Consider the following 12,931-nt stretch of genomic DNA (forward strand, 5'->3'; position numbering starts at 1 on the left):
TGACCCGTAGCCGTGATGGCAGTTCCGCTTTTTCTTTCATGAAGGCTGGAAATTCTCTGTGATGAGTGGATTTATCCCCTCACACAGCACAACTTCAGAGGCCTTGCTGTATTGCCGGATCGTCGGGGTTCAACTGTTCAAGCTGGGCGAGCAGAATCTGCACGTTCTGCAGCTGTCCGCTTTCTTTCCAGTAGTTGATCAGCAGCACCCGCGCCTTGCGATCGGCCGGGTGGCGCTGGACGATTTCCTGCAGTTGCTTCTGCGCCGCTTCCAGTTCTTCAGCACTGTGAAGAGTGGTGGCGAGGTCGTAGCGGTAATCCTTGTTGTCCGGCTCCAGCTCCACCGCTTTGGACAAGCCGAGCAGGGCGTATTCACGTTGACCATGGTGCAGCAACCACAGCCCCAGGGCATGTTGCAGATAGGCGGAGTCAGGCTGGGCTTTAAGCTTTTGAGCGAGCAACTGTCGGGCGGCGTCGGCCTGCCCCTGGCGGTCGAGCACGTCGATCTGCATCACCAGCGCCGGCAGGTTGCCGGGGTCCAGGCGCAGCGCATTCTCCAATGCTTGCTGTGCCTCTTTCAGCTCGGCGTTATGTAGATGCAGGCGCGCCAGTTGCGCATAAGAAGTGGCGCTCGGCGGTTGATCCTTGAGTGCTTGCTCCCAGCCGTCGATGGCCTGCTGCAACGGCGCAAAATACAGCCCGAGTTCATCCGGGGTCAGGCCGAGCAGGGCGTTGATCGCGGCAAACCGGACAGTCGGCGCTTCATCATCAAGCATCGGCCCCAGCAACAGACTGCGTTGCCCACCCGGCACGAGTCCAACCACACTTTTGATGGCTGCCAGCCGCACCTCGGGTTCTTCGTGCTGCAGGTCAGCGTCGGCAAGCTTCAACGCCTGAGGGCTCGGGTAATTGGGCAGTTCGCCGTGCAGCCAGACGCGGCGCTTGACCGACAGATCCGGCCGGCCCAATTGCTGATACAGCTGACGCGCCGCCCCCGGTTCGCCGGTTCGGGCAGCGCCCAGCGCTTCGCTGTAGCCGTGCTTGATCGCGTCCGGAATCACCGGCGTCGTGCTGCGCAAGGCCAGCCACGCCACGACGACAATAAGCACAAGGCCAAGGCAGATAAGCAGAAAGCGGCGAGACTGAGGCATGCGGGTTTCCGAAAACAGACGTACTTGAGCAGAGTGGCAAGCTTCGGTCAGCTCGGGCCGTGAGTCAAACCCCGAGCATGCGAATCGTAACGCAATCCCCTGTAGGAGCTGCCGAAGGCTGCGATCTTTTGACTTTGCTGTTTCAAGATCAAGAGATCGCAGCGTTCCGCAGCTCCTGCAGGGGGGAACGCATTTCAAATGTAGGAGCTGCCGAAGGCTGCGATCTTTTGACTTTGCTGTTTCAAGATCAAGGGATCGCAGCGTTCCGCAGCTCCTACAGGGAGAACGCATTTCAAATGTAGGAGCTGCCGAAGGCTGCGATCTTTTGACTTTGCTGTTTCAAGATCAAGAGATCGCAGCGTTCCGCAGCTCCTACAGGGGGGAACGCATTTCAAATGTAGGAGCTGCCGAAGGCTGCGATCTCTTGACTTTGCTGTTTCAAGATCAAGAGATCGCAGCGTTCCGCAGCTCCTACAGGGGGAACGCATTTCAAATGTAGGAGCTGCCGAAGGCTGCGATCTTTTGACTTTGCTGTTTCAAGATCAAGAGATCGCAGCGTTCCGCAGCTCCTGCAGGGGAGAACGCATTTCAAATGTAGGAGCTGCCGAAGGCTGCGATCTTTTGACTTTGCTGTTTCAAGATCAAGAGATCGCAGCGTTCCGCAGCTCCTGCAGGGGGGAACGCATTTCAAATGTAGGAGCTGCCGAAGGCTGCGATCTTTTGACTTTGCTGTTTCAAGATCAAGGGATCGCAGCGTTCCGCAGCTCCTACAGGGAGAACGCATTTCAAATGTAGGAGCTGCCGAAGGCTGCGATCTTTTGACTTTGCTGTTTCAAGATCAAGAGATCGCAGCGTTCCGCAGCTCCTACAGGGGGGAACGCATTTCAAATGTAGGAGCTGCCGAAGGCTGCGATCTTTTGACTTTGCTGTTTCAAGATCAAGAGATCGCAGCGTTCCGCAGCTCCTGCAGGGGGGAACGCATTTCAAATGTAGGAGCTGCCGAAGGCTGCGATCTTTTGACTTTGCTGTTTCAAGATCAAGAGATCGCAGCGTTCCGCAGCTCCTGCAGGGGAGAACGCATTTCAAATGTAGGAGCTGCCGAAGGCTGCGATCTTTTGACTTTGCTGTTTCAAGATCAAGAGATCGCAGCGTTCCGCAGCTCCTGCAGGGGGGAACGCATTTCAAATGTAGGAGCAACTTTGGCAACTCCTGCAATTCCAGGCATAAAAAAGCCCCGCGACCGAATGATACGCGGGGCAAAAAATTGGTTGGTTGCGGCCAACCAAACGAGCTCTTTAACAATCAATGGTTACTTGCTGGCGACCGTCTCCGGCTGCCAGCCACCGCCGAGGGCTTTGTAGATCGCAACAATGCCGCGATACAGATCTACTTCGGCCTGGGCCTGGCTGTCTTCGGCATTCAGACGTTCACGCTGAGCGTCGAGCAGCACCAGGAAGTCTGTGGTGCCTTCGCGATAGCGAATCTCTGCGAGATCGGCAGCGTTGCGGCTCGATTCACTCTGGCGGATCAGCGAAATCAGACGTTGCTGACGTTTGCCGTAGTCGCTGAAAGCGTTTTCCGACTCTTCCAGTGCCAGCAGCACTTGTTGCTCGTAGGTCGCCAGTGCGCCTTCGGCATCGGCATCAGCACCGCGCAAACGAGCGCGCACGCTGCCGAGGTCGAACGCTGCCCAGGTGATGCTCGGGCCGAGTGCCCAGGCATTGGCCGCCGAGGAACCGATCTGCGAACCACGCCCGGCCGTCCAGCCGAGGAAGCCGCTGAGGCTGACCCGTGGGAACAGATCCGCTTTCGCCACGCCAATGCGCGCCGTGGCTGAAGCGAGCTGGCGTTCAGCACTGAGGATGTCCGGACGACGTTGCAGCAGTTCGCCCGGGTTGCCGATTGGCAAGGCCTTGACAATTGCCGGCAAGTCTTTTGGACTCAGGTCGACGGTCAGTTTGTCCGGACGTTCACCCAGCAGAGTGGCGATGCGGTTTTTCTGCCGAACCTGCTCGGCTTGCAGTTTCGGCACGCTGGCTTCGACCGAAGCCAGACGCGCGTCGGCACGTTCGACATCGAGCTGATCGCCAACGCCGGCATCACGCAGGCTGATGGTGATCTTGCGTGAATCCTGCTGGTTGTTCAGGTTGGCCACCGCAATCTTTTCGCGCAGTTGTGCGCCACGCAGTTGACCGTAGGCGTCCACCAGTTCGGCAATCATGGTGACTTGCAGTTGGTAGAGATCGGCTTCGGCGGCCTGCTGATCGGCATCGCTGGCTTCCAGATTGCGCTGGATGCGCCCGAACAGGTCCAGCTCCCAGGCCATGTCCAGACCCAGGTCATAGCGTTCGCTATTGACCCGGTTGGTGGTCTGGCCGGGGATTTGCCCCTTGGCCAGGTCACTGCTGGCGCGGCTGGTGATGGTCGGCATGATGTCATTGCTGGCGTCATCGCGGATCGCCCGTGCGGCTTTCCAACGGGCAAACGCCACGCGCAATTCACGGTTGCCTTGCAGCGATTGCGTCACCAACTGGTTGAGGGTCGGATCGTCGAACTGCTGCCACCAGATGCCTTCGAACTTCGAACGGTCAAAATTCTTCTGACCGTTGGCGCCGTCGGTGGCGGTCGTAATGTTGGCCGCCTCCGTCGCCGGGGTCTTGTAGTCGGGGCCGACGGCGCAGGCGCTAAGGGCCAGCACCAGCAGACTCGGCAGGAAGACTTTCAGACTCATTGTTGCGCCTCCAGTGGCTTTTGAAGAGAGTGCGCCTTGGCCGCTTTGCGGGCTTCGCCGCGTTCGACAAAGTTACGAATCAGTACGTAGAACACTGGCGTCAGCAACAAACCGAAGAAGGTCACCCCGAGCATCCCGGAGAACACCGCCACACCCATGGCGTGACGCATTTCGGCACCGGCACCGCTGGAGAACACCAGTGGCACCACACCCATGATGAACGCGAAGGAGGTCATCAGGATCGGCCGCAGACGCAGACGGCAGGCTTCCAGTACCGCGGCGAGCGGGTCGAGGCCTTCTTCCTGTTTATCCTTGGCGAACTCGACGATCAGAATCGCGTTCTTGCATGCAAGTCCCACCAGTACGATCAGTCCGATCTGGGTGAAGATGTTGTTGTCACCGCCAGAGATGATCACCCCGGTGATGGCCGACAGCAGGGTCATCGGTACGATCAGGATCACCGCCAGTGGCAGGCTCCAGCTTTCGTATTGTGCCGCGAGTACCAGGAACGCCAGCAGTACGCAGAGCGGGAACACGAACAGCGCGGTGTTGCCGGACAGAATCTGCTGGTAGGTCAGGTCGGTCCATTCGTAGGTCATGCCGTTCGGAAGTTCTTCCTTGAGCAATTTCTCGATGGCTTTTTCGGCCTGGCCAGAGCTGTAGCCGGGGGCTGCCGCACCGTTGATTTCTGCGGTGATGAAGCCGTTGTAGTGCATCACGCGATCCGGGCCCGAGGTGTCGCTGACCTTGATGAAGGTCGCCAGCGGGATCATTTCGCCTTTGTTGTTACGCACTTTCAGCTGACCGATCTGATCGGATTCGAGGCGGAATTGTTGCTCGGCCTGAACGTTGACCTGATAGGTGCGTCCGAAACGGTTGAAGTCGTTGGCATACAGCGAACCCAGGTAGATCTGCAGGGTGTCGAAGATGTCGCTGACCGCCACGCCGTGAGTCTTGGCTTTCTCGCGATCGATAGCGGCATCGACCTGCGGCACGTTCACGGTGTAACTGGTGAACAGGCCAGCCAGTTCCGGCACGTTGTGGCTCTTGTTGATGATGTTCATGGTTTCTTTGTACAGCTCGTCGTAGCCCAGGTTGCCCCGGTCTTCGATTTGCAGGCGGAAACCACCAATGGTGCCCAGACCCTGTACCGGCGGCGGCGGGAAGATCGCCATGTACGCCTCTTGAATGTCCGCGAACTGGCCGTTCAGGGCGCCGGCGATGGCGCCGGCAGACATGCTCGGGTCTTTGCGTTCGTCGAACGGTTTCAGGGTCACGAACACGATGCCGGCGTTCGGGCTGTTGGTGAAGCCGTTGATCGACAGGCCCGGGAACGCAACAGCACTTTCTACGCCCGGCTGTTTCAGCGCCATATCGGACATGCGCTTGATCACGTCTTCAGTGCGATCCAGGCTCGAGGCGTCCGGCAATTGCGCGAAAGCCACCAGGTATTGCTTGTCCTGACCGGGTACGAAACCGGTCGGGGTGTGCGAGAACCCGAAGAAGGTCAGCACCATCAGGCCTGCATACAAGATCAGGGCGATGCCACTGCTGCGGATAACCCGAGCCACCGTGCCGACGTAGCCATGACTGGCACGTTCGAAGAAGCGATTGAACGGACGGAACAGCCAGCCACCGAAGATTTTGTCGAGCACTCTCGAGAAGCGGTCTTTCGGCGCGTCATGACTTTTCAGCAATACAGCAGCGAGTGCTGGCGACAGGGTCAGCGAGTTGAACGCCGAGATCACGGTCGAGATCGCGATGGTCAGTGCGAACTGCTTATAGAACTGACCGGTGAGGCCGGAGATGAACGCCGCCGGAATAAACACCGCACACAGCACCAGTGCCGTGGCAACGATCGGCCCGGTCACTTCACGCATGGCGCGTTTGGTGGCTTCGACCGGTGTGAGTCCGAGTTCGATGTTTCGCTCGACGTTCTCCACCACCACGATGGCGTCATCCACCACGATACCGATGGCCAACACCAGGCCGAACAGCGACAGGGCATTGAGTGAGAAGCCAAACAGGTGCATCACCGCAAACGTACCGATCAACGATACCGGCACCGCCACCAAGGGAATGATCGAGGCGCGCCAGGTTTGCAGGAACAGGATCACCACCAGCACTACGAGGATCAGCGCTTCGAAAAGGGTGTGAACCACTGCTTCGATCGAGCCGCGCACGAAGATCGTCGGGTCATAGACGATGCTGTAATCCATGCCTTGCGGGAAGCCTTTCTTCAACTCGTCCATTTTCGCCCGAACGTCGTTCGAGATGTCGATGGCGTTGGAGCCTGGACGCTGGAAGATCGGGATCGCTACCGCCGGCTGGTTGTTCAGCAGCGAACGCAACGCGTACTGGCTGGAACCCAGTTCAATGCGAGCGATGTCTTTGAGTCGAGTGATTTCACCGTCGTCACCTGCACGAATGACGATGTTTTCAAACTCTTCTTCAGTGACCAGGCGGCCCTGAGTGTTGACCGACAGCTGGAAGCTCTGTGCAGTCGGGGCAGGGGGCGCACCCAGTTGGCCGGCGGCCACTTGGCGGTTCTGCTCACGAATGGCGGTCACCACATCGGTCGCCGTCAAATTTCGCGAAGCGGTCTTGTTCGGATCAAGCCAGACCCGCAGCGAGTAATCGCCCATGCCAAACAGTTGCACATCACCGACACCGCCCAGACGAGCGAGCTCATCCTTGATGTTGAGGATCGCGTAGTTGGACAGGTAGAGCATGTCGTAACGCTTGTCCGGAGAGGTCAAGTGCACAACCATGGTCAGGTCAGGCGACGCTTTGTCGACGGTGATACCAATGCGTGTCACTTCCTCGGGAAGTTTCGGCTCGGTCCGGGTTACCCGGTTCTGCACCTGCACCTGCGCATTGTCCAGGTCAGTGCCCAGAGCGAAGGTGATGGTCAGGGTGATCTTGCCGTCAGCGGTCGATTGCGAGGACATGTACAGCATGTTTTCGACGCCGGTGATGGCTTGCTCCAGAGGAGCCGCCACGGTTTCACCGATGACTTTTGGGTTGGCGCCCGGGAAGTTTGCACGTACCACCACGGTCGGTGGCACGACTTCCGGGTATTCGCTGATCGGCAACTGGAACAGCGAAATCGCACCGGCGATCAGGATCAGCAGCGACAGCACCGCTGCGAAGATCGGCCGTGAAATGAAGAATTGGGAAAAATTCATCGGAGTTGTCGTCCCTTAACCGCGTGGGGTCGTAGCGGCCAGCTTCACAACCGAACCGGACGCGCCTTTGGCTGGCGTGACTTTAGGCAGGTTGCTGGCTTCCAGCGCTTGACGTTGTTGAGCGAGTGCCGCGATGGTTTGCTCGCTGGCCATCGGGACGACTTCAGGCGTCACCGGTGAGCCAGGGCGTACGCGTTGCAGACCCTTGACGATGATGGTGTCGTCCTTGTTCAGGCCGCTACGAACGATCCGCAGACCTTCGATTTTCGGGCCGAGTTCAACGGCGCGGTAAACGGTTTTGTTGTCCGCATCCATCACCAGCACGAACTTCTTGCCCAGATCGGTACCGACGGCTTCGTCGTTGATCAACATGGCATCGTAGGTGCCACTGCCGACCAGTTTCAGGCGTGCATACAGGCCCGGGGTATAAGTGCCATCGCTGTTGTCGAACACCGCGCGACCACGGATGGTGCCGGTTTTCGGATTGACCTGGTTGTCTACGAAGTTCATCTGGCCCAGATGCGGATTGCCGTCTTCATTGGACAGGCCCATGTACACCGGGGTGGTTGCTCCGCGCTGACCCTGACGGGCGAGTTGGGTGTATTTGAGGAATACACGCTCATCAGCGTCGAAGTAGGCGTAGACCTTATCGGTAGAAACCACGCTGGTGAGTGGCGAGGTGTCGGCGGTTACCAGGTTGCCGGCGGTGATTTCAGCACGGCTGACGCGGCCGCTGATCGGCGCGGTCACGCGGGTGAAGCTCAGGTTCAGCTTGGCCAGATCCAGTTGCGCTTGCAGTGCACCCACGGCGGCGCGGGCTTCTTGGGCGGCGCTGGTGCGCGAGTCGGCGAGTTCGGCGGAAATCGCGTTGCTGGCACGCAGACGTTCGCCACGACCGGCTTCGTTTTCGCTGCGAGTGGCGTTGGCGCGCGATTGCGCAACCAGAGCTTCGAGGCGGCGAACCTCAGCCTGGAATGGACGCGGATCGATCTGGAACAGCAAGTCGCCTTTCTTCACCAGTGCGCCTTCAGTGAAAGCAACCTGGTCGATCTGGCCAGAGACCCGTGGACGGATATCAACGGTTTCCGGCGCTTCGAGGCGCCCGGTGAATTCGTCCCACTCGTTGACCGGTTGTTCCAGCACCTTGGCCACGCTGACTTTGGCAGCAGGCGGGGCGGCGGCGGTTTCCGGATTTTTGCCGCAAGCGCTCATCACCAGTACGGCCAGCAAGGCCAACGGGAAGCGCAAATGTTTGAGTGACTGTTCCATGGAATGCATCCGCCAAGTATTGAAGATGGGCGGATGATGCTCGGCGGCTAGTGAGCAAACGAATCGAATGAGGCGAAGGTAACTATCATTCGGAATGATATAAGACCCGAACAAGCCCTCTAGCATGCACCTTTCGTTAGGGGGCTATCAATCGGATTGATGACAATTCTGTTTTGCGCGGCCAGTAAAGATGCAGCTATTCGTACGGGTACGGATTTCAGATACAAAGAGACGGCCATGAAGGCCGTCTCGATCAGCGATGCCGATGTGTATCAGTTGTTGCCTTTACGGTTCTCACCGAAACGATTCGGGCCCGGCTGGCTGTCTTGCGCAAGGAACACAAGGTTGACGATAGGCAGCAACAACCACCAGCCGCTGCGATCGGTGTCGTGCATGCGACGCACGCCTACTGCGATCGATGGCAGGAGGATCGCGAGGCTGTAGAGGTTGTACAGCATGCCTTTGGTGTTCAGCATGGCATCAACAGCGATGATGCCAAGAGAGATTCCCAGGTTGATCAGAATGAACATCCAGTATTCACGGCGAGTGGCGCGGCCGCGGAACACTACGTAGTTTCTCCACGCCTCGACGTACGGGTTACCCGTCGTAATGGCGGGGCCACTTGGGTAAGACTGTTGGGTGGCTTGAGGCGCCCCGCACTGTGGGCAAGCCACGGCCAAAGTGCTTATTTCCTTGGCGCAACCGCGGCAGAAAACCATGCTCATATTTTTTCCCTAAAATTATTCAATCGATAGACAGAGCAAAACGAACGCAGTAAGGCCTGACAAAACAATGCCGGCGATCGCGAGGTTTCTTCCTGAGTGTTTTTGGTTGATGCAGATAATGCCGCAAGCGAGACCTGCGATGCTGAAGACCCCCACGCCGAGGATCGTCTCACTGTCCCATTCGGAGTCATCAAACAGGGTGAGTGCGCAGATAATCCCGAAGATCAGTGAAACGATGGCCAGCCAGGGTATTTCAGCCTGCGTTTGCGGCACAAAGGCCTGCTGGACAGCCCCGCATTGGGGGCAGTTGAGCGCCGTTTCGTGAAGCTCCTTGGCGCAAGCACGACAATAAACCATTGCCATCGTTTTCCTTAACTGAGTGCTGAAACCCGACCTTCCATCTGGCGGGGCGCGCTAAGTTAAACTTTATTACCAAATTTGTCACCCGGCACTTTGCCATTATCCGGCATGGCTGTTGAAAGCAGGGTTTTGGAGATGTTTTGCGGGGGGATTTACGAGCGGTGGCGAGGGAGTTCGATCCCTCGCCACACGTGCATCAGAGCTTCGGTAACTGACCGATCCGGCCAATCATCTCCGTCACGATCTGCAGATCAAGCTGGAATTGCTCCACGGTCTTGAATTCACCGTCGGTGTGACCGGTGTATTTGACCTCTGGCCGGGCCAGACCGAACTGCACGCCATTGGGCAGTTCATGCACCGAGGTTGCGCCGGCGGAAGTGCCGAATTCGTGCTTCATGCCCAGATTTTCAGTGGCAACCGCCAGCAGCGCTTTGACCCACTCGCCCTCTGGATTGCGGTACATCGGCTCGGCGATCGAATAGTCGAAGGCAACGGCAACATGGGTTTTCTTGCTCCACGCCGCCAGTTTCTCAGCGATTTCAGCCTTGAGCTTTTCCGGCGACTTGCCTTTCGGCACGCGCAGGTTGACCGCCAGTTTAAAGGCCTTGTCATCCATGCCGACGTAGGTCAACGACGTGGTCAGCGGCCCCATGAAGGCATCGGAGAAACCGACGTTCAGTTTGTTGCCCAGATAATCCAGCCCCCAGTTGTCGGCGGCGTAGCGTGCGGCGTCCGTGATGTGGTTGTGCTTGAGCGCGACTTTGCCATCAAGGCCATTGATGAAGTCGAGCATACGCGCCACCGGATTGACCCCGGACTCGGGCTCGGAGGAGTGCGCGGACACCCCGGTGACTGTCAGCTTCACGTCTTTGCCATCGACTTTGGCGCTGACCTCGAAGTTGCCGCCATTGCGTTTGGCATAGTCGGCGCCGGCCTTTTGCAGGCTGGCGACGAGCTCGGCAGGTTTGTCCGTAACCAACGTCGCGACGGATGCCGACGGAATCTGGTTGGTCGCCAGGCCACCGGTCATCGAGATGATTTCTGCGCCTTTGCCCTCAGCCTTGCGCTTGGCAAAATTGGCCATGACGGTGCCGTAACCTTTCTCGGCAATCACCACCGGGTAACCGCCATCCAGCGCCAGGTTGTAGTTGGGTGTCGGGTTACGCTCGAAATAGTAGGGGATCGCGTCGCCAGTGGTTTCTTCGGTGGTGTCCACCAACAGCTTGAAATTACGTGCCAGCGGCAGCTTTTCTTCCTTGATCACCTTCATGGCATACATCGTCACCACGATGCCGTTCTTGTCATCCTCGGTGCCGCGGCCATACATGCGATCGCCGATCAGAGTGATCTTGAACGGGTCGAGACGAGTACCGTCCTTCAGTACCCAGTTCTCCGGCGTCACAGGCACCACATCGGCATGCGCATGAATACCGACGACTTCATCGCCGGACCCTTCGAGGGAAATCTCGTAAACGCGGTTGTCGATGTTGCGGAAATTCAGATTGAAAGACTTGGCCAGGTCTTTGATCTTCTCACCGATCTTGATGAACTCCGGATTGTCATGCTGGGCAACGCCGTCCTTGCGGAAGGTCGGGATCTCGACCAACTCGCGCAGAGTCTCGGTGGCCGCCGCGCTGTACTTCACGCGTGCGTAGATGCCGAGCAGGCGATAGATCTCGTTTTGCTGTTCAGCGGTCAGAGTCTTGTTGTCGAGAAAAGCGCTAATCGCCGGGCTGATATTGGCTGTCTTGGCCAAGTCACTTTTAGCCAGGCTGCCGAGGAACTGACGGAAATCCGTAGCCGACTCGGCCTTGAACGTCTTGAGGATTTCAGCGCTTTGCTGCGCAGTGATGTTGGCTTGCGCGGGTGCAATGAAGGCGGATAGACCGGCCAGCATCAGCGTGGTGGCGGCCAGTTTCTTGAAAGGGAAATTCATTAAGAAGGGCATTCCTTGGCAGTGCTGTTAATAAAGGAGTGTCTCAACGCTGAGACACATTCACTTACAAACTAACACCGTGCTAGAGGATTGGGGGAGCCCTGAAACGGGATCTGTCGCACAGAAATGCAAAAGGGGTGCAGAAACGAAAAAGCCCGGATTTAAATCCCGGGCTTTTTCATTACGGTGTTTTTCAATCGGCGGCGCAGTCTCCTCTCGCCGAGAATGATCAAAAAAACGAACTGTCGCGGTGCTTTTGGCGTCCACCCCTATGACTGCCCTGGCGACACTGAAACCGAGCCGTCCCTACCACGCAACGATGGAGACACCCGATATGAACAAGCCACTTCTGTTTCTAAGCCTGTGCTGTGCACTCATGCTGCAAGGCTGTTTCGATAACTCGGATAACGAAACCAAAGACAACACCGACGGCGCGAAGTCATCGATACAAATGCAGCAGAAGGATGACGCGCAGCCGAGCAAGTAGTCGCGCGCCTGACGGCTTGCTTACCGCCAGGCCTGCTAATGCACGATGCATAGGCAAATATGGCGGATGGCTCGGACTATCAGCAAGGCTAACCGGTAAATGCGGATTGGCTGACGGTCATGGATCTTTTCTAGCCGGTTAACCACTGATTAGCGTCTGGCGGCGCTCGTTTCCCCGAGGATCCTCCCGGCATCTTGTGCAGGAGGAAGTCCAAATACCCGTAAATAATCCCTGCTGAATTGTGTCGCACTTTCATAGCCGACCTCGAAGGCAGCCGCCATGACACTCTTGGCGTGGGCCACCATCAGTGTTCTAGCCTGGAGCAGGCGAACCCGTTTTTGATACTGCAAAGGACTCAGGCTGGTGACTGCCTTGAAGTGGCGATGAAACGCCGAGACGCTCATTGAAGCTCGTTGCGCCAAGCGTTCCACCCCAATGGGCTGCGCGAAGTCACGACGGATCCACTGGATCGCCATGTTGACTCGGGCCATCGCCGTATCGGGCGCTGCAATCTCGCGCAACATCCAGCCATGGGGACCCTGGAGCACACGGAAGATGATTTCCCGTTCATAAACCGGGGCCAGGGCTGCGATGGCGTCCGGATCCCCCATCAATCGCAGCATTCGTACCCACGCATCCATCAAATCGGTTGTGACTGGCGCTACTGAAAACCCGAGATTGTTCTCAGGGCGGCTGACAGGTTTGGGCAGGTCTTCAAACAGCGTCGACAACACAGTTGGATCAAGAGTAAGGCTAACTGCCAAGTAATGTTCTCCCGATTCGCTTGGATGAACAGACCCCACTGCTGGCAAATCAATGGACATGACGAAATAGGTCGCAGGGTCATACCGAAGCGTCCGATCCCCCACGCTCATGCTTTTACTGCCTTGCAGGATCACATTGATCATCGGGTCATAGACCGCCGCCAGCATGTGTTCGGGGATCTTGCCCTTGACCATGGCCACGCGCGGGATGCCCGTTTCGGTGCGGCGATTTTCAGCCTTGGCCGCGAGCGACCTGAGTTCATTCAGTTGATTGTCCATGCCGGGCATGCTGACGGCAGAACGCTGCGCCATGCAAGCGAA

11 protein-coding genes are annotated in these 12,931 nt (G+C 57.7%); 3 read left to right on the forward strand and 8 right to left on the reverse strand.

Features of this window, described 5'->3' with window-relative positions; genetic code table 11:
* Positions 1 to 94 precede the first annotated feature (94 nt).
* Complete coding sequence (locus tag ICA16_RS03785; RefSeq protein WP_150615542.1) at positions 95 to 1,150, reverse strand: tetratricopeptide repeat protein; 1,056 nt, start codon at positions 1,148 to 1,150, stop codon at positions 95 to 97.
* 522 nt (positions 1,151 to 1,672) lie between these two features.
* On the opposite strand from ICA16_RS03785, the gene ICA16_RS03790 reads away from it, so the two are divergent.
* Together ICA16_RS03790 and ICA16_RS03795 are read left to right on the forward strand one after the other, a co-directional pair.
* Positions 1,673 to 1,945 carry a hypothetical protein gene (locus ICA16_RS03790; RefSeq protein ID WP_210699956.1) on the forward strand — a complete coding sequence of 91 codons (273 nt, stop codon included), beginning with the start codon at positions 1,673 to 1,675 and terminating at the stop codon, positions 1,943 to 1,945.
* Positions 1,946 to 1,968: 23 nt separating this feature from the next.
* On the forward strand, positions 1,969 to 2,511 hold the full coding sequence (locus ICA16_RS03795) for a hypothetical protein (RefSeq protein ID WP_210699957.1): 543 nt from the start codon (positions 1,969 to 1,971) through the stop codon (positions 2,509 to 2,511).
* Here the strand turns inward: ICA16_RS03795 and ICA16_RS03800 are convergent.
* The 6 genes from ICA16_RS03800 to ICA16_RS03825 all read right to left on the reverse strand — a co-directional run bounded on the left by ICA16_RS03800 (position 2,460) and on the right by ICA16_RS03825 (position 11,359).
* The gene (locus ICA16_RS03800; RefSeq protein ID WP_210699958.1) at positions 2,460 to 3,881 is read right to left on the reverse strand and encodes an efflux transporter outer membrane subunit; all 1,422 of its coding nucleotides are present in this window, start codon (positions 3,879 to 3,881) and stop codon (positions 2,460 to 2,462) included. The genes ICA16_RS03795 and ICA16_RS03800 overlap by 52 nt on opposite strands.
* Positions 3,878 to 7,069: an efflux RND transporter permease subunit gene (locus ICA16_RS03805; protein WP_150603856.1), complete on the reverse strand. Its 3,192-nt coding sequence runs from the start codon at positions 7,067 to 7,069 to the stop codon at positions 3,878 to 3,880. The genes ICA16_RS03800 and ICA16_RS03805 overlap by 4 nt, the downstream gene beginning before the upstream one ends.
* A gap of 15 nt (positions 7,070 to 7,084) precedes the next feature.
* A complete protein-coding gene (gene mexE, locus ICA16_RS03810; RefSeq protein WP_150603857.1) occupies positions 7,085 to 8,338 on the reverse strand; it encodes a multidrug efflux RND transporter periplasmic adaptor subunit MexE in 1,254 nt (417 codons plus the stop codon).
* Between the two features lie 272 nt (positions 8,339 to 8,610).
* Positions 8,611 to 9,063: a DUF805 domain-containing protein gene (locus ICA16_RS03815; protein ID WP_210552788.1), complete on the reverse strand. Its 453-nt coding sequence runs from the start codon at positions 9,061 to 9,063 to the stop codon at positions 8,611 to 8,613.
* Between the two features lie 15 nt (positions 9,064 to 9,078).
* Positions 9,079 to 9,426, reverse strand: coding sequence for a DUF4190 domain-containing protein (locus ICA16_RS03820; protein ID WP_150615545.1), 348 nt, complete (start codon positions 9,424 to 9,426; stop codon positions 9,079 to 9,081).
* A gap of 193 nt (positions 9,427 to 9,619) precedes the next feature.
* Positions 9,620 to 11,359, reverse strand: a complete 1,740-nt coding sequence (locus ICA16_RS03825; RefSeq protein ID WP_210699959.1) for a dipeptidase — start codon at positions 11,357 to 11,359, stop codon at positions 9,620 to 9,622.
* Between the two features lie 334 nt (positions 11,360 to 11,693).
* Here ICA16_RS03825 and ICA16_RS03830 point away from each other — a divergent pair, with 334 nt between their 5' ends.
* A complete protein-coding gene (locus ICA16_RS03830; RefSeq protein WP_191623970.1) occupies positions 11,694 to 11,846 on the forward strand; it encodes a hypothetical protein in 153 nt (50 codons plus the stop codon).
* 149 nt (positions 11,847 to 11,995) lie between these two features.
* Here the strand turns inward: ICA16_RS03830 and ICA16_RS03835 are convergent, their stop codons facing one another.
* Entirely contained in the window at positions 11,996 to 12,889 is an 894-nt protein-coding gene (locus ICA16_RS03835; protein WP_210699960.1) for an AraC family transcriptional regulator, read from the reverse strand.
* Between the last annotated feature and the right edge of the window lie 42 nt (positions 12,890 to 12,931).

It is taken from the genome of Pseudomonas anatoliensis, assembly GCF_017976235.1.
In the GTDB taxonomy this organism is placed as follows: Bacteria; Pseudomonadota; Gammaproteobacteria; order Pseudomonadales; family Pseudomonadaceae; genus Aquipseudomonas; species Aquipseudomonas anatoliensis.